18 protein-coding genes and 2 pseudogenes are annotated in these 23,297 nt (G+C 60.8%); 11 read left to right on the forward strand and 9 right to left on the reverse strand.

Annotation, left to right across the window (positions count from 1 at the left end; translation table 11 throughout):
- Positions 1-138: 138 nt before the first annotated feature.
- The 8 genes and pseudogenes from AC4IHP_RS17180 to gap form a co-directional block, all read right to left on the reverse strand.
- On the reverse strand, positions 139-894 hold the full coding sequence (locus tag AC4IHP_RS17180) for a methyl-accepting chemotaxis protein (RefSeq protein ID WP_371699605.1): 756 nt from the start codon (positions 892-894) through the stop codon (positions 139-141).
- Between the two features lie 102 nt (positions 895-996).
- Positions 997-2,340: pseudogene (locus tag AC4IHP_RS17185) on the reverse strand (methyl-accepting chemotaxis protein); the annotation flags it as partial.
- Positions 2,341-2,445: 105 nt separating this feature from the next.
- Entirely contained in the window at positions 2,446-2,856 is a 411-nt protein-coding gene (locus AC4IHP_RS17190; protein WP_490832263.1) for a YbaN family protein, read from the reverse strand.
- Positions 2,857-3,009: 153 nt separating this feature from the next.
- Positions 3,010-3,606 carry a biliverdin-producing heme oxygenase gene (locus AC4IHP_RS17195; RefSeq protein WP_460120969.1) on the reverse strand — a complete coding sequence of 199 codons (597 nt, stop codon included), beginning with the start codon at positions 3,604-3,606 and terminating at the stop codon, positions 3,010-3,012.
- A 110-nt stretch (positions 3,607-3,716) separates the two neighbouring features.
- A complete protein-coding gene (locus AC4IHP_RS17200) occupies positions 3,717-6,302 on the reverse strand; it encodes a TonB-dependent receptor (protein WP_490832264.1) in 2,586 nt (861 codons plus the stop codon).
- 122 nt (positions 6,303-6,424) lie between these two features.
- Positions 6,425-7,390: a FecR family protein gene (locus tag AC4IHP_RS17205; RefSeq protein WP_490832265.1), complete on the reverse strand. Its 966-nt coding sequence runs from the start codon at positions 7,388-7,390 to the stop codon at positions 6,425-6,427.
- A 118-nt stretch (positions 7,391-7,508) separates the two neighbouring features.
- Positions 7,509-8,036 carry an RNA polymerase sigma factor gene (locus AC4IHP_RS17210; protein ID WP_490832266.1) on the reverse strand — a complete coding sequence of 176 codons (528 nt, stop codon included), beginning with the start codon at positions 8,034-8,036 and terminating at the stop codon, positions 7,509-7,511.
- A gap of 223 nt (positions 8,037-8,259) precedes the next feature.
- Positions 8,260-9,261, reverse strand: coding sequence for a type I glyceraldehyde-3-phosphate dehydrogenase (gap, locus tag AC4IHP_RS17215; protein ID WP_016773526.1), 1,002 nt, complete (start codon positions 9,259-9,261; stop codon positions 8,260-8,262).
- A 220-nt stretch (positions 9,262-9,481) separates the two neighbouring features.
- On the opposite strand from gap, the gene edd reads away from it, so the two are divergent.
- The 11 genes from edd (at position 9,482) to AC4IHP_RS17270 (ending at position 23,058) form a co-directional block, all read left to right on the forward strand.
- Positions 9,482-11,308: a phosphogluconate dehydratase gene (edd, locus tag AC4IHP_RS17220; RefSeq protein ID WP_016773527.1), complete on the forward strand. Its 1,827-nt coding sequence runs from the start codon at positions 9,482-9,484 to the stop codon at positions 11,306-11,308.
- Positions 11,305-12,264, forward strand: a complete 960-nt coding sequence (locus tag AC4IHP_RS17225) for a glucokinase (protein ID WP_490832267.1) — start codon at positions 11,305-11,307, stop codon at positions 12,262-12,264. The genes edd and AC4IHP_RS17225 overlap by 4 nt, the downstream gene beginning before the upstream one ends.
- A gap of 180 nt (positions 12,265-12,444) precedes the next feature.
- Positions 12,445-13,176 (forward strand): response regulator, encoded by a 732-nt coding sequence (locus tag AC4IHP_RS17230; RefSeq protein ID WP_016773529.1) that lies wholly within the window; start codon positions 12,445-12,447, stop codon positions 13,174-13,176.
- Positions 13,166-14,635, forward strand: coding sequence for an ATP-binding protein (locus AC4IHP_RS17235; RefSeq protein WP_490832268.1), 1,470 nt, complete (start codon positions 13,166-13,168; stop codon positions 14,633-14,635). Before AC4IHP_RS17230 ends, AC4IHP_RS17235 begins: the two co-directional genes overlap by 11 nt.
- Before the next feature lie 207 nt (positions 14,636-14,842).
- Complete coding sequence (locus AC4IHP_RS17240; RefSeq protein WP_490832269.1) at positions 14,843-16,102, forward strand: D-mannose isomerase; 1,260 nt, start codon at positions 14,843-14,845, stop codon at positions 16,100-16,102.
- A 118-nt stretch (positions 16,103-16,220) separates the two neighbouring features.
- Positions 16,221-17,522: an ABC transporter substrate-binding protein gene (locus tag AC4IHP_RS17245; RefSeq protein ID WP_024014061.1), complete on the forward strand. Its 1,302-nt coding sequence runs from the start codon at positions 16,221-16,223 to the stop codon at positions 17,520-17,522.
- A gap of 112 nt (positions 17,523-17,634) precedes the next feature.
- Positions 17,635-18,543, forward strand: a complete 909-nt coding sequence (locus AC4IHP_RS17250; RefSeq protein ID WP_016773533.1) for a carbohydrate ABC transporter permease — start codon at positions 17,635-17,637, stop codon at positions 18,541-18,543.
- A complete protein-coding gene (locus tag AC4IHP_RS17255) occupies positions 18,536-19,381 on the forward strand; it encodes a carbohydrate ABC transporter permease (protein WP_490832270.1) in 846 nt (281 codons plus the stop codon). The genes AC4IHP_RS17250 and AC4IHP_RS17255 overlap by 8 nt, the downstream gene beginning before the upstream one ends.
- Before the next feature lie 2 nt (positions 19,382-19,383).
- On the forward strand, positions 19,384-20,544 hold the full coding sequence (locus AC4IHP_RS17260) for an ABC transporter ATP-binding protein (protein WP_490832271.1): 1,161 nt from the start codon (positions 19,384-19,386) through the stop codon (positions 20,542-20,544).
- A gap of 193 nt (positions 20,545-20,737) precedes the next feature.
- On the forward strand, positions 20,738-22,087 hold the full coding sequence (locus AC4IHP_RS17265; protein WP_039758111.1) for a carbohydrate porin: 1,350 nt from the start codon (positions 20,738-20,740) through the stop codon (positions 22,085-22,087).
- Between the two features lie 113 nt (positions 22,088-22,200).
- Positions 22,201-23,058 carry a D-hexose-6-phosphate mutarotase gene (locus AC4IHP_RS17270; RefSeq protein WP_460120955.1) on the forward strand — a complete coding sequence of 286 codons (858 nt, stop codon included), beginning with the start codon at positions 22,201-22,203 and terminating at the stop codon, positions 23,056-23,058.
- Positions 23,059-23,201: 143 nt separating this feature from the next.
- Here AC4IHP_RS17270 and AC4IHP_RS17275 read toward each other — a convergent pair.
- A pseudogene (locus AC4IHP_RS17275) lies at positions 23,202-23,297 on the reverse strand (transcriptional regulator HexR); the annotation flags it as partial.

Below are 23,297 nucleotides of genomic sequence, written 5' to 3' on the forward strand. Positions count from 1 at the left end.
GATGAAACCAGGATGTGAACCCATTTCCCCTGTGGGAGCGAGCCTGCTCGCGAAGAGGTCGTCATATCCAACATCTGTGTTGACTGACACGACGCCTTCGCGAGCAGGCTCGCTCCCACAGGGATTTATGCTGGATTGTTAGACGCGGAACTGATCCATCAATTTCATCTGCTGGCTCGCCAGGCTGTTGAGCTGGCTGCTGATTGCCGCCGATTCCGTGGCTTGTTCGGTCAGGGTTTCGGTCACGGTGCGAATTGCCGAGACGTTGCGGTTGACCTCTTCGGCCACTGCGCTCTGCTCTTCGGCGGCGCTGGCGATCTGCAGGTTCATGTCGCTGATCACCGTCACCGCGTCGCTGATCTTGCCCAGTGCATCAACGGCCTGACGAATCTGCCCGGCGTTGTTGTGCGCCTGGGTCTGGCTTGAGTGCATGGTCGCGACCACGCCACGGGTGCCGGTCTGGATGCGCTCGATGACGATGCGGATTTCTTCCACCGAGTCCTGCGTGCGCTTGGCCAGGTTGCGCACTTCATCGGCGACCACTGCAAAACCGCGACCGCTTTCGCCGGCGCGGGCGGCTTCGATGGCGGCGTTGAGGGCCAGCAGGTTGGTCTGTTCGGCGATGCTGCGAATCACTTCCAGCACCGAGCCGATCTGCTCGCTGTTGACCGCCAGTGCTTCGACTTCGGTCACCGCTTTGCTGACTTCATCGGCCAGTTGATTGATGTCGCGGGTGCTGCGCTCAATGATCGCCATGCCGTCCTTCGCCGACTGGTCGGCCCCCTTGGCCGCATTGGCCGCGTTCGAGGCACTGTTGGCAACGTCGTGGGCGGTGGCGCTCATTTCGTTGGACGCTGTGGCGACCTGATCGATTTCGCGGAACTGCACCTGCATGCCTTCGCTGGTCTGGCGGGCGATTTCCGACGATTGATCGGCCGTACCGCGCGCTTCGGTGATGCTTTGTTTGATCTGCGCGATGGTCGGCTGAAGCTTGTCGAGGAAGCGGTTGAACCAGTTCACCAGTTCGCCCAGTTCGTCTTTCTTGCTGTAGTTCAGGCGCTGGGTCAGATCACCTTCGCCGCTGGCGATGTTTTTCAGCATGTCGGCGACGCTGTTGATCGGACGGGTGACACCGGAGGCGGTGAGCCAGATCAGCAGCAGGCCGACCAGACCGGCCACGCCCGCCACCAGCAGGGCAGTGATCACGCCGGTTTGTTGTGCGTCATCCAGTACTGCTTGCAGCTTCACCGAGTCGGCCAGCAGCACGTGCTCGGGCAGGTCGATGACCACGCCCCAGGCGCGCGAATTGCCGATCGGATCAACCGGGTAAACCGCACGAATCAAATCGCCCTGTTCGAGGATTTTTGCCGTACCGCTGCCGACCAGTTGCAATACATCCTTGCCATCGGCGCCGAGGGTGTCGCTGATTTTTTTGCCGACCCGCGTCGCGTCAGCACTGTCGGCCGCCAGTACGCCGCTGCCGGAGACGATCAGCATATGCCCGGCGTTGTTGAACAGGCTGCGTTGCGAGTCGACGGCGGCGGCTTGCAGGGCGTCGAGGGCGATGTCGACACCGACCACGCCGATTGCTTTGCCGTCGACCATCACTGGCACGGAAATGGTCGTCATGAGCATTTCCTTGCCACCGACGGTGTCGGCATACGGGTCGAGCAGACAGGTGCGCTTGTTGTCGCGAGGGCAGGTGTACCAACTGTTGTACGGCGTGCCGCTGACGCTGAGGGTGGTCTTGGTCAAGTCGTCCTCGACCATGATCGTATTCAGCGCGGCGCCGGCGGCACGGCTCCAGTACGAGGCGAAGCGCCCGGTTTCGTTGGATTGCCGCGCGGCGTCGTTGGCGAATTCGCTGTCCTTGCCGTCGAGGCCGTTGGGTTCGAAGGCCAGCCAGATACCGAGGACTTTATCGTTGCGCTCGAAGGCGGTTTTCAGGCTCTGGTTCAACTCCTCACGAACAGCGCCGGCTTCAAGCGAACGCTTGGCCGCCATCGTCCGCAGATCCTTGATCTGGTCGGCGAGGGCGGTGACCACCAGCAGGCTTTCGCCAAAGGTTTTCTGCACCCGCACCGCTTGTTCGGCGGCCTTGGCCTGCAGCAGGTTCTGCACGCTGGCGGTGAGCAACTGGTTGCTGGATTGACTGACCAGCTCGTCGTTCTGGTTGGTCTGGTAGATGTTCATGCTGACAATCAGCACCACCACTCCGAGCAGGCACAGGCCGGAGAGCAGGACGATTTTCAGGCGAATGGAAAGAGAGTCGAACATGGGGCGATCTCGCGAATGGAATAAACAGGTGGCTGGGACGGGAGCCCGGTTTGCCAAATCCATTCAGCGCCATTCCATCCTCATCGGCGTCGAGCGAAACGGCATGAGGCGCTTGCCGACGGACGGTCGCCGCTAAACGTTTGCGCAGGAGAAAGTGCCGAAACGGCTTTAATTACAGGAATGTTTCGCGACTGTGACGGGCGTCTCCGGGCGCGACCAGATCCACAGATTGCCCAGGCCCATGCCGACAATCGCCAGATAGATCGGCCAGCCATGATCGAGCATCATCAGCATCAAAGTGGCGCACAGCAGCATGCTGACGGTGGCGCTGACCTTGGCCTTGCGCGCGATGATCCTGCCGTTGCGCCAGTTACTGAGGATCGGCCCGAACAGACGGTGATTTTCCAGCCACGCACTCAAGCGCGGCGAACTGCGGGTCGCGGCCCACGCGGCAAGGAGGATGAACTCGGTGGTCGGCAGACCGGGCACGACGATGGCGATCAGGCCAATGCCGAGGCTGACGTAGGCCAGCAGACCGAACAGCAGACGGGCGAGTTTTGATGGGGCGGGTGCGGGCATGGGCTCAGCGGCGGCTTCTGAAGCGGAACGGAGATCTTACAGACTTACGCGAACCCCTGTAGGAGCTGCCGAAGGCTGCGATCTTTTGATCTTTAAAGCAACATCAAAAGATCGCAGCCTTCGGCAGCTCCTACACAGGGGTATTCGTGGCGCTCAGGCCACTGCGGCTTCGACCGCATAAGCCCGTTCCAGCAGCACGGTGAAGCGGTTGAACGCATCCAGTGCGCCTTGCTCCACTTCTGCTTCTTCCTCTGCCGTGAACGGCAGCGCATCGAGGGTGCGCACAAAGCTTTTCCAACCCTCGGCGCGGCCACCTTGCGGTTCAGCCAAATGCCGCGCGCCAAAGGTTTCGCTCAACTCCAGCGCCACCGCGCGCTTGATCAGGAACGCCGCACCGAGCTTCGAACCCTCCGACACAAAGATCCAGCCCAGCGCTCGCGCCTTGCTCGGGTTTTTCAGTGCGCCGGCCACCGGCGCCGGGACTGCGGTGTCGAGGTCGGCGAGGTCGGCCTTGGCCGCTTCGGCGCGGCAACGGGCCGGCAGATCCGGGACGATCGCGGTCAGTTCGGCATCGTTGTACAGCTCGACCAGTTCCGCCTGGAACAGGTATTGCGCGACGACGAAACGGGCGAAGCTGGCGCGGGTTTCGAATGGTGCGTGGGCTTTGACCAGCGCATCGAGTTTGCTGTGCGGCTCATGGGTGATCTGGTTCAGGCGTTGCGAACGCAGGGCTTTTTCCGAGGCAGTCATGGGGGTGTCCTTGATAAATGAGGCGCTTGATAACAAGACGTACGGGCGGGCGCCGGACAGTAAAAAAACCTCACTGCGCAGCGATTACACGCGCAGTGAGGCCGGGCCGATCAGATGTCCCAGATCAGATTGATCGCGAAGTTGCGTCCCGGTTGGGTGAGGCGATCGAGGTTGGCCGGTTGCGTGACCGAGGCTTCGCCGACGCTGTCGTATCCGCGCACGTCATCCCACAGCCAGTACTTCTTGTCGGTCAGGTTGTATATGCCGCCGCTGACGGTGACGTCGTCGCTGACTTTGTAATAGCCGGCCAGATCGAGAATGCCGAAGCCCGGGGTCTTGAATTGGCTGCTGACGCCGTCCGGCGACTTGAAGTTGCTGTCGTCGACGCGATCCTTTTTCTTCACCACAGTCCAGCTCAGCAGGCCGCCATAGGTGTCCTGGTCGTAACCGAGACCGAAGACCCCGGTAAGTGGATTGACGCTGTTGATCGGTTCGCCGTTGTCGTTGTTGCGACCGTAGGCGTAGGCGATCGAACCCTGGGTATACAGACCTTGCGGCGCACCGAACGCATCCAGGTTCAAGCGTCCTTTGACCTCCGCGCCCTTGATCGTGGCGCGCTTGATGTTGTTGCTCTGGAAGGTCAACTGATCGTCGCCCGGCTTGACCGCGTCCTCGTTGATGAAGTCGCGGTACTTGTTATAGAACACCGCGACGTCGAACGAGCCCTGCTCGAAATTGCCGCGCAGGCCGGTTTCGAAACCTTTGCTTTTTTCCGGTTCAAGGTCGGAGTTGGGTGCGACGGTGTAGCCGCTGGTGTTGTTCTCGAATCGGCCGTACAGGGCTTTCGCCGTCGGGGTGCGGAAGCCTTCGGCGTACTGGCCGTACCAGGTGTAGTGTTCCGTCAGCGCATAGGTCAGGCCGAATTTCGGCGAGACTTTGTGCCAGGTCTTGTTCTTGTCGCTGACCGTGCCCTGGCCGTCGGCGTTCACGGTGTTGAGGAACTCTTCAGTGATGTGCGGTTTGAGTTGGGTGTAGTCGTAGCGCAGGCCCGGCAGGAAGGTCCAGTCGTTCCAGCTGATCTGGTCTTGGGCAAACAGGCTGTAGGTGTTGATGGTCGGATCGGGGAAATCACTGGCCTTGGCCAGCACGTCCGCCGCACTGGTCGCGCCAATCGCCGTGCAGCCACGACCGATCGCCAGGCATGTGCCGTCGCCGCTGCGTGAACCGGTGACTTTCTGTTGCTTGATCGTGGTGCCGTAGGTCAGCAGGTGATCGGTGTCAGCGATGGCGAAGGCCTTGTCCAGCTGGGCATCGAAAACCCACTGTTTTTCCTCGTAGATCGTGTCGCGAGTGCGCAGCACCCGACGCGTCATCGGGAAGTAATACTCTTCGGTGCTCTGGTCGGTCTTGGCGATCTGGTGGTTGAGGCTCCACTTGACGTTATCGACCAGCAGGCTGTCGAGCGCGAACGCGTGTTCGATACCGAAACGCTCGCGGGTGATGGTGTCGTTGCCGGTACGCCACTGGTACATGCCGCCGGGCAGGACGCTGCTCGGAATGGTCGGCGCGCCGTTGAAATACGGGCCGCCATAGGCGCTTTTCTGATCGGTGTCGCGATCGTCCTTGTACTTTTCGTAGGTCAGGCCCAGGCGCGAATCATCGTTGTAGTTCCAGCCGAGCTTGGCCAGGACGTTGGTCGCGCGCACGTCTTCCGGGTTGGCGGCGGTGCGCGCAAGGCCGGTGCCGCTATTGCCGCCGAACGATTCGGTTTCGTGGCCGTCACGCTGGCTGTAATGCAGCAGACCGTCGAACTCACCGCTGCGGCCGGCGACGGTGGCAGATTTCAGCCAGCTGTCGTCGGCGGAGCTGTAACCGCTTTTCAGGCGCGCGCCAAGGTCATTGCCCGGCTTGATGATGTCGTCGGCGTCCAGCGTGTAGTAGCTGACTGCGCCGCCGATGGCGTTGCTGCCGTACAGCACCGAGGCTGGGCCACGGAGGATTTCCACACGTTTGACGATTTCCGGGTCGACGTAGTTGCGCTGGCTCTTGGCGTATGGGCCGTTGAAGAACCCATTGGGAATTTCCACGCCATCGACCTGAGTCAGGATGCGGTCGCCGTCGATGCCGCGAATGTTGTAGCCACTGATGCCGCCACGCTGGCCGGCACCGCCGACGGAAACGCCCGGCTCGTAGCGCACCAGATCCTTGATGCTGTTGACGTTGTTGCGGTCGAGCTCTTCGCGGGTCTGCACCGTGACGGTTGCGGGTACGCTGTTCACCGATTGTTCTTGGCGGGTGGCGCTGATGGTCACCTGATCGAGATTGAGCGCGCCGCTGCTGTTGCGTTTCTCCAGCACGACATTGTTGTTGCTCAGTTTGCGGAAGCTCAGGTTGGTCCCCACCAACAGGCGCTCGAGGGCTTTCTCCGGCGGCAGTGAACCGCGCACGCCCGGCGACGAAACGTTCTGCCCCAACTCTGCCGGCAAGCCGATCTGCCAACCGGTCACGGCGGTAAAGGCATTCAGCGCCGAGACCAGCGGTTGCTGGTTGATGGCGAACGAGTAATCGCCCATGTTGCGCGCCGGTTGCTCGGTGGCTGCGAGCAGCGGCGCGGAGCCGGCCATGAGCATGGCCGCAGTCAGCAGCGACAGCACGCGGGAAGGGGAAGCAGTCTGGCGGGTAAGGCGTGAGGACATCGATAGCGCTCCGTGTCGCACGAATCTTTATAGGTGCTGATCAGCATGGTCAGATGCGAATCAATTGCATTGGCTATAACGAGACGTACTGCCGTTGGCTATCGAGTAAAAATAATTCTCATTTAGTTCAGGATCACCAGCGCGGGGAATTCCTGCAGGCGCGCCGAGGTGATGTGGGCGAGGGAGCGGACCACGTCCAGCGGCTGGTCGAGACGGTAATTGCCAGTGACGGCGACGTCGGCCAGTTGCTCGTTGTTGTTGATGATCCAGCCCGGATAGTAGCGGCGCAGCTCGGCCAGCACCTGATTCAGCGGGCAGTTCTCGAACACCAGGCGGCCTTCAACCCAAGCCAGATCGGCATTGGCGTCGAGCTTGGCCGGGCGGTCGAAGCCGTTGGGGCCGATACGAATGCTTTCCCCGGCACGCAGACGCACGCGAGCGTCAGTGTGAGTGGCGCGCAGATCGACATCGCCGCGCTGCACATTCACCTGCGCGACGCCATCGAGGTAGCGCACGGCGAACGCGGTGTCGCGGACGCTGGCCGTTACCGGCCCTGCGTCGATCTCCAGCGGCTGATTGCGCCCGCTGGCGATCTCGAAAAACGCCTCGCCCTGAAACAGCCGGGCGACGCGTTGTTGATCATTGATGGTGCTGGAAAACGCCGAGTTGGTATTGAGCAGGACCTTCGAGCCGTCTTCCAGTTGCAGCCGCTGGCGCTCGCCAACCACGGTGAGGTGATCCGCTTGAATGCGCATTGGCAAGTTACTGAAACTGAACAGCCCGAGGATCAACACCGCAGCGCTGGCCAGCGGTTTCCAGTGCGGGCGCAAGCGTTTGAGAAAAGTGATTTTTGCCGGTTTTGCCGCCAGAGCCTCGGCGCACAGCGCGACTTGCGGGCCGTCCCAGATCGCCTGGGCCCTGGCGAACGCCTCGGCATTCAACGGATCAGCCGCCAGCCAGGCATGAAATTGCCGGGTCTGTTCCGCGTCCGGGCTGCCGAGCACGATGAGCCAGTCCAGCGCCTGGTCCATTGCAGCTGCAGCGTCCCGCGCCGAATCGGGCGAAGGCGAGCGGTGGGTGTCCGTCACGGTGGTTCCTCAGGGCTTCTGGCGAAGCAAGGCTTCTGGCGAAGCAGTTTCTAGCTTCAAGCTGCAAGCTGCAAGCCGGATGCAATACTGCTTTTTGTTTTTACTTGTAGCTTGCAGCTCAAAACTTGCCGCTGCCGTTATGTCGTTCGGCAACGCCGATGCAGATCGACATGATCAGTTTCAATTCTTTCTGCACAGTGCTCAGCGACACCTTCAGTTCATCGGCGATTTCCTGATAGCTGTGCCCGTGCAGGCGGCTGAGGATGAAGATCCGTTGCTGGCGGGGGCTGAGTTGACTGAGGCTCACGTTCAAACGCTCCAGCAGTTGTTCGGCGTGGGCGGCGTCTTCGGCGCTGCTGGCGGGCGCGGCGATGCTCTGCACCACATCCTGCGGTACATCGTCGACCATGGTTCGCGCGTGGATCTTGCGCGCACGCAAATGGTCCAGCGCCAGATTGCGCGCGGTCTGGAAGACAAAGGGTTCAAGGTGATCGATGGCCCGCTCGCTCAACGCCCGCGTCACGCGCAGGTAGGTCTCCTGCAACAGGTCTTCAGCGGTGCTGTGATTGTTGACCATCCGTTCCAGCGTGCGCAGCAGGGAAGTGCGCTGGGCAAGGAAGACGTGGTTGAAGCGCGATTGACTCACGGGAGGACCTGATCCATTTCGAGCGAATGATAATGCTTATCATCCAGCTGAATGGTCAAGTGCTGATTTGTCTGAGAACGGTAAAGCTCTGGGTAAAACAGGACCCCTGTAGGAGCCGCCGAAGGCTGCGATCTTTTGATCTTGTTTTTGAAAAGTCAAAATCAAAAGATCGCAGCCTTCGGCAGCTCCTACAGGGATGTGCGTCAAATCAAGGAGCGCCGGTTTATTCCGCGTTACACAACGCCAGGCAGTTATCCAGCATGCGGTTGGAGAAGCCCCATTCGTTGTCGTACCAGGCCAGCACCTTGAGCAACTTGCCGCTGACCTTGGTGTGGTTGGCGTCGAAGATCGACGACAGCGGGTTGTGGTTGAAGTCGCTGGAAACCAGCGGCAAGGTGTTGTACCCGAGAATTTTCGAATGCTGACTGGCCGCTTTCAGCAGGGCGTTGACTTCGTCGGCGCTGGCTTCTTTCTTCAGTTGCACGGTGAGGTCGACCAGCGACACGTTGATCACCGGTACGCGCACAGCCATGCCGGTCAGTTTGCCCGCCAGTTCCGGCAGCACCAGGCCTACCGCTTCGGCCGCGCCGGTCTTGCTCGGGATCATGTTCTGCGTGGCGGAACGGGCGCGGTATGGGTCGCTGTGATAGACGTCGGTGAGGTTCTGGTCGTTGGTGTAGGCGTGAATGGTGGTCATCAGGCCGCTTTCGATCCCCAGCTCGCGATGCAGCACCTGCGCCACTGGCGCGAGGCAGTTGGTGGTGCACGAAGCGTTGGAAATGATCTGGTGCGACTGACGCAGAATGTCGTGGTTGACGCCATAAACGACCGTGGCGTCAGCGCCTTTGGCCGGGGCAGAAATGATCACCTTGCGGGCGCCGGCGCTGATGTGCGCGGCGGCTTTGGCACGGTCGGTAAACAAACCGGTGCATTCGAACACTACGTCGATTTTTTCTGCGGCCCATGGCAGATCGGCAGGATTGCGAATGGCGCTGACCGCAATGCGGTCGCCATTGACCGTCAGGCTTTCGTTATCGTGCGCCACTTCGGCGTCGAAAGTGCCGTGGACGGTATCGTATTTGAGCAGGTGGGCATTGATCGAGCTGTCACCCAGATCGTTGATCGCGACGATCTGCAGGTCTTGACGATAGCCTTGGGTATACAGTGCGCGCAGGACATTACGGCCGATCCGGCCGAAACCATTGATTGCAATTCGAAGAGTCATGGAACAGCGCCGCCGTCGTTTTGTTGTTGGAATTACAAGATTATTCGCATAAAAATAGAAAACAAGCCTTTTTAGTGGCAATATTTTGTTTTATCTACAACGAGTGACCTGAATCAACTGGTCCGAATGGTCAAAAAAGCCGTCTGTCATTCCAACAACAACGGCGTTTGATCAGCATAGACAATCAGGTCGCCACATCCGTTAGCCTGGAGTTCTACACATGCATCCCCGCGTTCTTGAGGTCACCGAACGGCTTATCGCCCGCAGCCGCGCCACGCGTCAGGCTTACCTTGCATTGATTCGCGGCGCTGCCACCGACGGTCCGATGCGCGGCAAGCTGCAATGCGCCAACTTCGCCCACGGTGTGGCCGGTTGCGGCACTGAAGACAAGCACAGCCTGCGGATGATGAACTCGGCGAACATCGCCATTGTGTCTTCGTATAACGACATGCTTTCGGCGCACCAGCCGTACGAAGTTTTCCCGCAACAGATCAAGAATGCCCTGCGCGAGATCGGCTCGGTGGGCCAGTTCGCCGGCGGCACTCCGGCGATGTGCGATGGCGTGACCCAAGGCGAGCCTGGCATGGAATTGAGCCTGCCGAGCCGCGAAGTGATCGCCATGTCCACCGCCGTGGCGCTGTCGCACAACATGTTCGACGGCGCGCTGATGCTCGGCATCTGCGACAAGATCGTGCCGGGCCTGATGATGGGCTCGCTGCGCTTCGGCCATCTGCCGACGATCTTCGTGCCGGGCGGGCCGATGGTGTCGGGGATTTCCAACAAGGAAAAAGCCGACGTCCGCCAGAAGTACGCCGAAGGCAAGGCTACCCGCGAAGAGCTGCTGGAATCGGAGATGAAGTCCTACCACAGCCCGGGCACCTGCACGTTCTATGGCACCGCCAACACCAATCAGTTGCTGATGGAAGTCATGGGCCTGCACTTGCCGGGCGCCTCTTTCGTCAACCCGAACACACCGTTGCGCGACGCCCTGACCCGCGAAGCCGCGCATCAGGTCACGCGCCTGACCAAACAGAACGGCAACTTCATGCCGATCGGCGAAATCGTCGACGAGAAGGCGCTGGTCAACTCCATCGTTGCCCTGCACGCCACCGGCGGCTCGACCAACCACACCCTGCACATGCCGGCCATCGCCATGGCCGCTGGCATTCAACTGACCTGGCAGGACATGGCCGACCTTTCCGAAGTCGTGCCGACCCTGAGCCACGTCTACCCGAACGGCAAAGCCGACATCAACCATTTCCAGGCAGCGGGCGGCATGTCGTTCCTGATCCGCGAACTGCTCGGCGCCGGCCTGCTCCATGAAGACGTCAACACCGTGCTCGGCCATGGCCTGAGCCAGTACACCAAAGAGCCGTTCCTCGATAACGGTGAGCTGGTCTGGCGCGAAGGCCCGACCGACAGTCTCGACGAAAACATTCTGCGTCCGGTGTCCCGTGCGTTCTCGCAAGAGGGCGGCTTGCGGGTGATGGAAGGCAACCTCGGTCGTGGCGTGATGAAGGTTTCTGCGGTTGCGCTGGAAAACCAGATCGTCGAAGCACCGGCAATGGTCTTCCAGGATCAGCAGGACTTGGCGGACGCATTCAAGGCCGGTCTGCTGGAGAAGGATTTTGTCGCCGTGATGCGTTTCCAGGGCCCGCGTTCCAACGGCATGCCCGAACTGCACAAGATGACGCCGTTCCTCGGCGTATTGCAGGATCGCGGCTTCAAAGTGGCGTTGGTGACTGACGGGCGCATGTCCGGCGCGTCGGGGAAAATCCCGGCGGCGATTCACGTCAGCCCGGAAGCTTATGTCGGTGGCGCTTTGGCGCGCGTGCAAGAGGGCGATATCATCCGCGTCGATGGCGTCAAAGGCACCTTGGAACTTAAGGTCGACGCCGCCGAATTTGCAGCGCGCGAACCTGCCAAAGGCCTGTTGGGCAACAACATTGGCAGCGGCCGCGAGCTGTTTGGCTTCATGCGCATGGCCTTCAGCTCGGCGGAGCAGGGCGCCAGCGCCTTCACTTCTGCCCTGGAGACGCTTAATTGAAACTGGCTTTGGTCGGTGACATCGGAGGCACCAACGCGCGGTTCGCGTTGTGGCAAAACCAGCAACTGCAATCGGTTCAGGTGCTGGCCACGGCCGATTTTGCCAGCCCGGAAGAGGCAATCGCTCTGTACCTGAGCGGTCTCGGTCTGGCGCCGGGCTCGATCGGCTCGGTGTGCCTGTCGGTGGCAGGTCCGGTGAGTGGCGATGAATTCAAATTCACCAACAATCACTGGCGGCTCAGCCGCAGCGCGTTCTGCAAGACCTTGCAGGTCGAGCAGTTGTTGCTGACCAACGACTTCTCGGCAATGGCGCTGGGCATGACCCGCTTGCAGCCGGGCGAATTCCGCGTGGTCTGCGAAGGCACACCGGAGCCGTTGCGCCCAGCGGTGGTCATCGGCCCGGGCACAGGCCTGGGGGTCGGCACCTTGCTCGATCTCGGCGAAGGCCGCTTTGCCGCGTTGCCGGGCGAGGGCGGCCACGTCGACCTGCCGCTGAGCAGCCCGCGTGAAACGCAACTGTGGCAGCACATCCACAACGAGATCGGCCATGTCAGCGCGGAAACCGCGTTGAGCGGCGGCGGCCTGCCACGGCTGTACCGGGCGATCTGCGCGGTGGATGGCCATGAGCCGAAGCTGGAGACGCCGGAAGCGATCACCGCCGCTGGCCTTGCCGGTGATCCGATTGCTTTGGAAGTGCTCGAGCAATTCTGCTGCTGGCTCGGTCGCGTCGCTGGTAACAACGTGCTCACCACCGGCGCGCGCGGCGGCGTGTTTATCGTCGGCGGGGTGATTCCCCGATTCGCCGATTTCTTCCTCGCCAGCGGCTTTGCCCGCTGCTTTGCCGACAAGGGCTGCATGAGCGACTACTTCAAAGGCATCCCGGTGTGGCTGGTCACGGCACCGTATTCCGGCCTGGTGGGCGCCGGCGTGGCGCTGGACCAATCAATCCCGACCTGAAATGCAATCCAATTGTGGGAGCGAGCCTGCTCGCGAAAGCGGTGTGTCAGTCAACAGATCTGTTGAATGTTAAAACCGATTCGCAAGCAGGCTCGCTCCCACAAGGGTTTCTGTAGTGTTTGTTAGTTTGATGCTTAAGGCATAATCCGCCCCAACTCCAACAACAAGGATGCCTTCGAAGTGAGCTCAGTCAACAAGTCGATATTGTTGGTCGATGACGACCAGGAAATACGCGAGTTGCTGGAAACCTACCTGACCCGCGCCGGGTTTCAGGTGCGGGCCACCGCCGATGGTGCCGGTTTTCGGCAGGCGCTCAACGAGGCGCCCAGCGATCTGGTGATCCTCGATGTCATGCTGCCCGACGAAGACGGTTTCAGCCTGTGCCGTTGGGTACGCCAGCACCCGCGTCAGGCGCAGGTGCCGATCATCATGCTGACCGCCAGTTCCGACGAAGCCGACCGGGTGATCGGTCTGGAGCTCGGCGCTGACGACTACCTCGGCAAACCGTTCAGCCCGCGCGAACTGCAAGCGCGGATCAAGGCCCTGCTGCGCCGCGCGCAATTCGCCCACGAACGCAGCGGCAGTGAAGTGCTGGTCTTCGACGACTGGCGCCTGGACACGGTCAGCCATCGGCTGTTCCACACCGATGGCGAGGAAGTGATTCTTTCCGGCGCCGATTTTGCTTTGCTGAAACTGTTCCTCGACCACCCGCAGCAAATCCTCGACCGCGACACCATCGGCAACGCCACCCGTGGCCGCGATCTGATGCCGCTCGATCGCATCGTCGACATGGCCGTCAGCCGTCTACGCCAACGCCTGCGCGACACCGAAAAACCGCCACGGCTGATCCGCACTGTGCGTGGCAGCGGTTATCAGTTGGCAGCCAATGTGGTTGCCGGCAATGCTCACTGAGGCGCTGCGCAAGTTCGCCAGCCGCATACCGGTGCCGCGCTCGCTGCTCGGGCGGATGCTGCTGCTGACTCTGCTGGCGGTGCTGTTCGCGCAGACGCTGTCGAGCGTGATCTGGGTTTCGCAACTGCGCGCCACCCAGCTCGAAGGCCTGGTCACCAGTGCCCGCAGCCTGGCGCATTCGATGACCGCCAGCGTCAGCTATTTCCGTTCCTTGCCGGTCGCCTATCGGCCGCTGGTGCTCGATCAATTGCGCAGCATGGGCGGTACCCGGTTTGTCGTGACCCTCAACGATAAGCCGCTGGGCATGGACGTGCTGCCGGTGACGCCGCGCAAGGCTGCGGTGATGCAGGCGGTGGACGAGGTGCTGCGCCAGTCTCTGGGGCATGACACGGATATTTCGGTGACCTTCGTCAGCCCCGAAGACCTGCGGATTTTCAACGCCGGGCTGAAGCTCGATGAGCTGCCGCGCTCGTGGGCGCATTACGCCCTGACCCTGGAACCGGTGAATCCGCCGGTGCTGGTCACGCAGATTCAAATGGCGCCGGGCGAGTGGTTGTACATCGCCTCTTTGCTGCCGGAGCCCTACACCAGTCTCGAAGAGCAAGGCCTGCCGGCGCAGCAGGTGTGGTTTATCGTCCTCACCAGCGGCTTTCTGTTGTTGTTCATCGGCCTGCTGGTGCACTGGCAGAGCCGGCCGCTCAAGCGTCTGGCGCGGGCGGCGCGGGATCTGTCGCTGGGCGCGGATGTCGAGCCGGTGGCGGAGGGCGGTGGCAGTGAAGTGGTTGAAGTCGGCCGCGCGTTCAACACCATGCGCGAACGCATCAGCCGCTACCTGACCGAGCGCAGCCAGTTGTTCAGCGCGATTTCCCACGACCTGCGCACGCCGATCACCCGCCTGCGCTTGCGCGTCGAACTGCTCGAAGACGAACAGCTGCAAGCCAAGTTCGGTCGTGATCTGGATGAGCTGGAGCTGCTGGTCAAAGGCGCGCTGCAATGCGTCAAGGACACCGACATCCACGAGAACATCGAGCCGGTGGATCTCAATCACGTCCTCGATTGTCTGGTCGAGCCTTACCTGGCGCCGAACGGCAATGGCCGCGTCACTCAGCATGGCCGCGCGCTGTCGGCATATCCGGGCAAACCACTGGCGCTCAAGCGCTGCATCGGCAACCTGATCGACAACGCCTTGAAGTACGGGCAGAACGCGCATCTGCACATCGATGACGATGACAGCGCGTTTGTTTTGCACGTCGACGACGAAGGCCCGGGCGTGCCGCAGCAGCGGTTGGAGCAAGTGTTCGAACCGCACTTCCGTTTGGCGGGGCAGCAGCAGGGCTACGGACTGGGTCTGGGTATCGCGCGCAATATTGCCCATAGCCATGGCGGCGAGGTGACGCTGCAGAATCTGCGTGAGGGTGGGTTGCGGGTGACGTTGCAGTTGCCGCGCCCGGTTGATTGAAGATCAAAAGATCGTCCGATCGCGGCCCGAGCCTTCGGCGGCTCCTACATTTGGAATGCATTTCCATGCAGGAGCTGCCGAAGGCTGCGATCTTTTGATTGTTGAAATGTAACGACTCAGTGACAAACCCCGTCCCCTTCGTTACAAGCCCGCCCCGACCCGTTGTTTAGACTGCCCGCAGTCCTAACAACAAAAAAGGGTCACTCCATGGACACCTTTCACCCAGACTTCAGCAGTTGGCTGAACGCTCCTGCCCACCAGCAATGGCTCGCTACCGAAGGCTTGCGTCTGCTGGAGTTTGCCAAGGCTGCGACGCTCCCCGAAGGTTTCGGCAACCTCGACGAGCACGGCCGTTTGCCGGCGCACGCGCAAGCCGAAACCATGAACACCGCGCGCATGACCCACAGCTTCGCCATGGCCCACATTCAGGGCCTGCCGGGGTTTGCCGAACTGGTCGACCACGGTATCGCCGCGTTGCGCGGGCCATTGCGTGATGCGTTGCACGGCGGCTGGTTTGCGGTTGCCGAACATCGCGACGACAACACCGGCAAGAACGCCTACCTGCACGCCTTCGTCGCGCTCGCCGCCAGCTCTGCCGTGGTCGCGCAACGGCCCGGCGCCCAGGCATTGCTCGATGACGCGATCGACATCATCGACACTTATTTCTGGAGCGAAGAAGAGGGCGCCATGCGCGAATTCTTCAACCGCGACTGGAGCGAAGAAGAAGCCTATCGCGGCGCCAACAGCAACATGCACGCGACCGAAGCGTTCCTTGCGCTGGCCGATGTCAGCGAAGATCCGCGCTGGCTGGTGCGCGCCCAGCGCATCGTCGAACGGGTGATCCATGGCCACGCTGCGGCCAACGATTACATGGTCATCGAACACTTCGATCGCGACTGGCAACCGCTGCGCGAATATAACCATGACAACCCCGCCGACGGTTTCCGTCCTTATGGCACCACGCCGGGCCACGGTTTCGAGTGGGCGCGCTTGCTCCTGCATCTTGAAGCCGCGCGAGTGCAGGCCGGCATGCTCACGCCCGGCTGGCTGGCCCTGGATGCGCAAAAACTCTTCGAGAACAACTGTCGGCACGGCTGGTATGTCGATGGCGCGCCGGGCATCGTCTACACCCTCGACTGGGATAACAAAGGCGTCGTCCGCCATCGCCTGCACTGGACGCATGCCGAAGCCAGCGCCGCCGCCAGTGCCTTGCTCAAACGCACCGGCGACGCGCAATACGAAACCTGGTACCGGCTGTTCTGGGAATTCTGTGAGACGAATTTCATCGACCGTTGCAACGGCAGCTGGCATCACGAACTCAATCCGCAGAATGTGCCGAGTGCCGATATCTGGCCGGGCAAGCCCGATCTGTATCACGCCTGGCAGGCTGTACTGATTCCGCGATTGCCGCTGGCGCCGAGCATGGCCACGGCTTTGGCGCAGTTGTCCCGGCCTGCTCCTGTGTAACCATGTCGTGACATTTACGCGTCCCTTCGTTACCTGCGAAGCGAAACGCTCTGTTTAAACTCCGTGCAGCGCAAGCACCAGACTTGCAATGCATAACAACAAGAAAGGTACATTTCGAATGAATGCGATTTCTCGCCTCGCTACTGTCATTTCTGTCGCCTCCCTGTTCCCGCTCGCAATCCTGCCGCTCAGTGTCTCCGCTGCCGATTCCAAAGGTTCGGTCGAAGTCGTGCACTGGTGGACCTCCGGTGGCGAAAAAGCCGCTGTTGATGTGCTCAAGGCCCAAGTCGAAAAAGACGGTTTCACCTGGAAAGACGGCGCTGTCGCCGGTGGTGGCGGTGCGACTGCCATGACCGTGCTGAAAAGCCGCGCCGTTGCCGGCAACCCGCCTGGCGTTGCGCAGATCAAAGGCCCGGACATCCAGGAATGGGCGTCGACCGGTCTGCTCGACACCGACGTGCTGAAAGACGTCGCCAAGTCGGAAAAGTGGGACAGCCTGCTCGACAAGAAAGTCTCCGATACCGTGAAGTACGACGGTGATTACGTGGCCGTGCCGGTGAACATTCACCGCGTGAACTGGTTGTGGATCAACCCGGAAGTCTTCAAGAAAGCCGGCATCACCAAGAATCCAACCACCCTCGAAGAGTTCTACGCGGCTGGCGACAAGCTGAAAGCGGCGGGCTTCATTCCGCTCGCCCACGGCGGTCAGCCTTGGCAGGACAGCACCGTGTTCGAAGCCGTGGTGCTCTCGGTCATGGGGGTGGATGGTTACAAGAAAGCCCTGGTCGATCTCGACAACAAAGCGCTGACCGGCCCGGAAATGGTCAAGGCGCTCACTGAGCTGAAGAAAGTCGCGACCTACATGGACGCTGACGGCAAAGGCCAGGACTGGAACCTCGAAGCGGCCAAGGTCATCAACGGCAAGGCCGGCATGCAGATCATGGGTGACTGGGCCAAGTCCGAATGGACCGCCGCCAAGAAAGTCGCCGGCAAGGACTACGAGTGCGTAGCGTTCCCGGGCACCGACAAGGCGTTCACCTACAACATCGACTCGCTGGCCGTGTTCAAGCAGAAGGATGCCGGCACTGCGGCCGGTCAGCAGGACATCGCCAAAGTCGTGCTGGGTGAGAACTTCCAGAAAGTCTTCAGCATCAACAAAGGCTCGATCCCGGTTCGCAACGACATGTTGAACAACATGGACAAGCTCGGCTTCGACTCCTGCGCACAGACCGCTGCCAAGGATTTCCTCGCGGACGCCAAGTCCGGCGGCCTGCAACCAAGCATGGCGCACAACATGGCGACCACGCTGGCCGTGCAAGGCGCGTTCTTTGACGTAGTCACCAACTACATCAACGACCCGAAAGCCGACCCGGCCGATGCGGCGAAGAAACTCGGCGCGGCAGTTCAGTCAGCCAAATAGGCGCCTTGACGGCGAGCTGCAAGCTTCAAGCTGCAAGTTAAAGGCTTGCGCACTGCTGGTCTTGTAGCTTGCAGCTTGCAGCTGTTCTTCTCTTTCTTTTCTGGATTTGCTCATGAGTTCTGTTGCTGTGTTCAGCAAGGCCTCGCCGTTCGATGCATTGCAGCGCTGGCTACCGAAACTGGTGCTGGCGCCGAGCATGTTCATCGTGCTGGTGGGCTTCTATGGCTACATCCTGTGGACGTTCATTCTGTCGTTCACCACCTCGACCTTCCTGCCCAACTACAAGTGGGCCGGCCTGGCGCAATACGCGCGGTTGTTCGACAACGACCGCTGGTGGGTGGCGAGCAAGAACCTCGCCGTGTTCGGCGGCATGTTCATCGGCATCACTCTGGTGATCGGCGTGTTGCTGGCGGTGTTCCTCGACCAGCGCATTCGTCGCGAAGGCTTTATCCGCACCATTTACCTGTATCCGATGGCGCTCTCGATGATCGTCACCGGTACCGCATGGAAATGGCTGCTCAACCCGGGCATGGGCCTGGACAAATTGTTGCGTGACTGGGGCTGGGAAGGCTTCCGTCTGGACTGGCTGATCGACCCCGATCGCGTGGTCTACTGCCTGGTGATCGCCGCTGTGTGGCAAGCCTCGGGCTTCATCATGGCGATGTTCCTCGCCGGCCTGCGTGGCGTCGATCAATCGATCATCCGTGCCGCGCAGATCGACGGCGCGAGCATGCCGCGCATCTATTGGAAAGTCGTGCTGCCGAGCCTGCGTCCGGTGTTCTTCAGTGCGGTCATGATCCTGGCGCACATCGCGATCAAGAGCTTCGACCTCGTTGCGGCAATGACCGCCGGCGGCCCGGGTTATTCCTCCGACCTGCCAGCGATGTTCATGTATTCCTTCACCTTCAGTCGCGGCCAGATGGGCATGGGCTCGGCCAGTGCGATTCTGATGCTCGGTGCGATCCTCGCGATCATCGTGCCTTACCTGTATTCCGAGCTGAGGACCAAGCGTCATGACTAGTCTTGCTGCCAAACCCGCTATCAGCTTGAGCCGCATCGCGATCTACGCGGTGCTGATCTCCGCGGTGTTTCTCTATCTGGTGCCGCTGGTGGTCATGTTGCTGACCAGCTTCAAGACCCCGGAAGACATCAGCACCGGCAACCTGCTGAGCTGGCCGACCGCGGTCAGCGGCATCGGCTGGGTCAAGGCCTGGGCCACGGTTGACGGCTACTTCTGGAACTCGATCAAGATCACCGTACCGGCGGTAATCATCTCCACCGCCATCGGTGCGTTGAACGGTTACGTGCTGTCGATGTGGCGCTTTCGTGGTTCGCAGTTGTTCTTCGGTCTGCTGCTGTTCGGCTGCTTCCTGCCGTTCCAGACCGTGCTGCTGCCGGCCTCGTTCACCCTCGGCAAGATGGGCCTGGCGAGCACCACCACCGGCCTGGTCTTCGTCCATGTGGTCTACGGTCTGGCGTTCACCACGCTGTTCTTCCGCAACTACTACGTGAGCATTCCCGATGCGCTGGTCAAGGCTGCGCGACTGGATGGCGCGGGGTTTTTCACGATTTTCCGTCGCATCATTCTGCCGATGTCGACGCCGATCATCATGGTCTGCCTGATCTGGCAGTTCACCCAGATCTGGAACGACTTCCTCTTCGGGGTGGTGTTCTCCAGCGGTGATTCGCAACCGATCACCGTGGCGCTGAACAACCTGGTCAACACCAGCACCGGCGCCAAGGAATACAACGTGGATATGGCAGCGGCGATGATCGCCGGCCTGCCGACCCTGCTGGTCTATGTGGTCGCAGGCAAGTATTTCGTGCGCGGGCTGACGGCCGGCGCGGTCAAGGGGTAATCATGGCTACGCTTGAACTTCGCAACGTAAACAAGACCTACGGGGCCGGCCTGCCGGACACCCTGAAGAACATTGAACTGTCGATCAAGGACGGTGAATTCCTGATTCTCGTCGGCCCGTCCGGCTGCGGCAAATCGACCTTGATGAACTGCATCGCCGGTCTGGAAACCATCACCGGCGGCGCGATCATGATCGGCGACCAGGATGTCAGCGGCATGAGCCCCAAGGATCGTGACATCGCCATGGTGTTCCAGTCCTACGCGCTGTACCCGACCATGAGCGTGCGCGAAAACATCGAGTTCGGCCTGAAGATCCGCAAGATGCCGCAGGCAGCGATCGACGAAGAAGTCGCCCGTGTGGCCAAGCTGTTGCAGATCGAACACCTGCTCAACCGCAAGCCGGGCCAGCTCTCCGGTGGTCAGCAACAGCGCGTGGCGATGGGCCGTGCCCTGGCGCGGCGTCCGAAGATCTATCTGTTCGACGAACCGCTGTCCAACCTCGACGCCAAGCTGCGCGTCGAGATGCGCACCGAAATGAAACTGATGCATCAGCGTCTGAAAACCACCACGGTCTACGTGACCCACGACCAGATCGAAGCAATGACGCTGGGCGACAAAGTGGCGGTGATGAAGGACGGGATCATTCAGCAGTTCGGCACGCCCAAAGACATCTACAACAACCCGGCCAACCTGTTCGTGGCGAGCTTCATCGGCTCGCCGCCGATGAACTTCATCCCCCTGCGTCTGCAGCGCAAGGACGGTCGTCTGCTGGCGCTGCTCGACAGCGGCCAGGCGCGCTGCGAATTGCCGATGAGCATGCAGGACGCCGGTCTCGAAGATCGCGAAGTGATCCTCGGCCTGCGCCCGGAGCAGATTGTTCTGGCCAGCGGCGAGGGCAATGGTCTGCCAAGCATCCGCGCGGAAGTGCAGGTCACCGAACCGACCGGTCCGGACACGCTGGTGTTCGTCAATTTGAATGACACCAAGGTCTGCTGCCGACTGGCGCCGGACGTGGCGCCGCAGGTGGGCGAAAGCCTGACGCTGCAGTTCGATCCATCGAAAGTGTTGTTGTTCGACGCCAATACCGGCGAGCGTCTGGGCGTTGCCGGCCAACCGCAGACCGATGCGCGGTCTGCGAACGTCGCCCAGTTCAAGGGGCGCTGAGGAACAAATGTGGGAGCGAGCCTGCTCGCGAAAGCGGTCTGACATCCATCATTGATGTCGCCTGTTCCACCGCACTCGCGAGCAGGCTCGCTCCCACAAAGGAGCACGCAGTGCCCGGCCTGTCGAGCACTGCACTTTATGTAAACCGCGTTAGATAAAAACAGTTAATAACAATAAAGACGAGGATGTAGGGATGAAAAAGAAACACGTCAATGCCCGGTTGATCTGCCAGGTTTCAGCGGCAGCTGCACTGGTGCTGGCCGGTAATGCAATGGCGGCGGATGCGTTCAGCTCCGACTCCAAGTGGATGACCGGCGACTGGGGCGGCGAACGCACCAAGCTGATCGAGCAGGGTATCGACATCAAGGCCGACTACGTTGGCGAGATGGGCGCCAACCTGCACGGCGGCTATGACGACGACAAGACCGGGCGCTACAGCGACCAGTTCGGCCTCGGCGTGGCCCTCGACCTGCAGAAACTGTGGGGCTGGGACAACACGCAAGCGAAGATCCAGCTGACCAACCGTAACGGCTACAACATCTCCAACGACCGCGTTGGCGATCCGCGTGCCGGCACCCTCAGCTCCTCGCAGGAAGTCTACGGCCGTGGCCACATGGTGCGTCTGACCCAGTTGTGGATTCAGCACCAGTTCTTCGACAACAAGCTCGACGTCAAGGCCGGTTATTTCGGCGAAGGCGAAGACTTCAACACCTTCCCGTGCGATTTCCAGAACCTGGCGTTCTGCGGTTCGCAAGTGGGTAACTGGGCGACCAACATCTGGTACAACTGGCCCGTCAGCCAGGCCGCGATCCGTGTGAAGTACAACATAAACGACGAGCTCTACGCGCAAATCGGTGCGTACAACCAGAACCCGTCGCAGCTGGAACACGGCAACGGCTTCAAGCTCAGCGGCAGTGGCACCAAGGGTACCGTTCTGCCGGTTGAATTGGTCTGGTCGCCGAAGGTCAACAGCCTGCCGGGCGAATACCGCGTCGGTTACTACAAGAGCACGGCCGATGCCGACGACGTTCGCGAAGACGTCAACGGTTTCGACGCAGCAACTACCGGTGACGCCTACAAATCGCACAACAGCAAAAGCGGTTACTGGTTCGTTGCGCAGCAGCAACTCACCAGCCACAACGGTGATGCGACTCGCGGCTTGAACATCGCCGCCAACGCGACCTTCCACGACAAGGACACCAACTTCATCGACAACTACCAGTCGGTGATGTTTGTCTACAAAGGCCCGTTCGATGCGCGTCCGAAGGATGACATCGGTATTGGCGCTGCACGTATCCACGTCAACAAGGACGTCAAGCGCAACGCTGAATTGCTGAACGCTTCCAACGGTGTGTCCGACTACGACAACGCCGCGTTCTCGCCAATTCGTGAAACCGAATACAACTACGAGCTCAACTACGGCTTCCACGTCACCAACTGGCTGACCGTGCGTCCCAACCTGCAATACATCACCCATCCGGGCGGTGTGGATGAAGTCGATAACGCTTTGGTCGCTGGCCTGAAAATTCAGTCTACGTTCTAACGCGTCTGCGATAAGCTCCTCTCTATGTGCGCATATTTGCGGACAGCCAAGGCTGTCCGCTTTTTTTTGGGGCTGGCGCCGCCCGGTGAAAGTCGAGTTCAGGATCGTGGCAAATGCATGAGCATCCGCTACAACGCTTCTTCAAATCCCTGCGTGAACAACCGGTGTTCGCCTGGGAGCGCTATCAGATGCGCGACGTGTTGGTGATCGATCATCCGCTGTGTCAGGCGGTGTTCAGTCGGCAGGGTGCGCAGTTGCTGCACTTTCAGCCGCGTGGGCAGAAGCCGTGGTTGTGGTGCGCGGCGAAGTGGCCGCATGTCGGCGCGATTCGCGGTGGCGTGCCGGTGTGCTGGCCGTGGTATGGCCGTCATCCGAGCGAAAACGCCTGGCCGTCGCACGGTTGGGCGCGTCTGCTCGACTGGAAGTTGCTCGACAGCAACAGCGCCGAAGACGGCGTGCGCCTGCACTGGCAATTGCAACTGTGCGATTGGCAGGTCGACCTGCACGCGCATTTGGGCGAGCGCATGGAATTGCGCCTGAGCACCGAACATCAGGACGACATGCCGTGCCAGTTGAGCCAGGCTTTGCACGCTTACTGGCGTATTGGCGATGTCGGTGAGATAGCGCTGTCTGGGCTCGAAGGCGCGCAGGGTTACGACCAGTTGAATCGCCAGGTTTGCCAGCAGGAAGGTGAGTTGCGCGTGGAGGGCGGTTGTCAGCGGGTGTTTCAGCATGACGGTGAATTGCAGCTCAAGGATCACGCCTGGCAGCGCGAGTTGTGCATCGATACCGGCGACAGCGGCGACACCGTGGTGTGGCATCCGGGAGCGCGGCCATTACTGGGGGTGAGTTGGGACGAGATTTCCGAATTTGTCTGCGTGGAGGCAGCGGCGGGTGGCACCGACAGTCTGCACCTGGCGCCGGGGGAGAAGGCCCATTTGAGTTTGCAGGCGTGGGCTGCGGCCTGTTAGGTGGTGAGTCGGCTGACGCCTTCGCGAGCAAGCCCGCTCCCACACTGGATCTTCAGTGAACATTGAATTTGTGTTCAAGACAGATTCCCTGTGGGAGCGGGCTTGCTCGCGAAGAGGGCGGATCAGTCAGCCGAGATTCCGGATCAATTGAATTCGTCACCCACCGGATACCGGCTGGCATTCAAACTCTCTTTGATCTTGCGCAGATGCGGCTGGAAATCCACGCCACGGCGCAGGGT

The organism is Pseudomonas sp. UF-293, from assembly GCF_058245595.1.

What these genes read in the sequence shown, in the direction of transcription:
- AC4IHP_RS17180 (WP_371699605.1), bottom strand. Translation starts at nt 894, where the DNA reads ATGCAGGTGCAGTTCCGCGAAATCGATCAGGTCGCCACAGCGTCCAAC.
- AC4IHP_RS17190 (WP_490832263.1), bottom strand. Translation starts at nt 2,856, where the DNA reads ATGCCCGCACCCGCCCCATCAAAACTCGCCCGTCTGCTGTTCGGTCTG.
- AC4IHP_RS17195 (WP_460120969.1), bottom strand. Translation starts at nt 3,606, where the DNA reads ATGACTGCCTCGGAAAAAGCCCTGCGTTCGCAACGCCTGAACCAGATC.
- AC4IHP_RS17200 (WP_490832264.1), bottom strand. Translation starts at nt 6,302, where the DNA reads ATGTCCTCACGCCTTACCCGCCAGACTGCTTCCCCTTCCCGCGTGCTG.
- gap (WP_016773526.1), bottom strand. Translation starts at nt 9,261, where the DNA reads ATGACTCTTCGAATTGCAATCAATGGTTTCGGCCGGATCGGCCGTAAT.
- edd (WP_016773527.1), top strand. Translation starts at nt 9,482, where the DNA reads ATGCATCCCCGCGTTCTTGAGGTCACCGAACGGCTTATCGCCCGCAGC.
- AC4IHP_RS17235 (WP_490832268.1), top strand. Translation starts at nt 13,166, where the DNA reads ATGCTCACTGAGGCGCTGCGCAAGTTCGCCAGCCGCATACCGGTGCCG.
- AC4IHP_RS17240 (WP_490832269.1), top strand. Translation starts at nt 14,843, where the DNA reads ATGGACACCTTTCACCCAGACTTCAGCAGTTGGCTGAACGCTCCTGCC.
- AC4IHP_RS17245 (WP_024014061.1), top strand. Translation starts at nt 16,221, where the DNA reads ATGAATGCGATTTCTCGCCTCGCTACTGTCATTTCTGTCGCCTCCCTG.
- AC4IHP_RS17250 (WP_016773533.1), top strand. Translation starts at nt 17,635, where the DNA reads ATGAGTTCTGTTGCTGTGTTCAGCAAGGCCTCGCCGTTCGATGCATTG.
- AC4IHP_RS17255 (WP_490832270.1), top strand. Translation starts at nt 18,536, where the DNA reads ATGACTAGTCTTGCTGCCAAACCCGCTATCAGCTTGAGCCGCATCGCG.
- AC4IHP_RS17260 (WP_490832271.1), top strand. Translation starts at nt 19,384, where the DNA reads ATGGCTACGCTTGAACTTCGCAACGTAAACAAGACCTACGGGGCCGGC.
- AC4IHP_RS17265 (WP_039758111.1), top strand. Translation starts at nt 20,738, where the DNA reads ATGAAAAAGAAACACGTCAATGCCCGGTTGATCTGCCAGGTTTCAGCG.
- AC4IHP_RS17270 (WP_460120955.1), top strand. Translation starts at nt 22,201, where the DNA reads ATGCATGAGCATCCGCTACAACGCTTCTTCAAATCCCTGCGTGAACAA.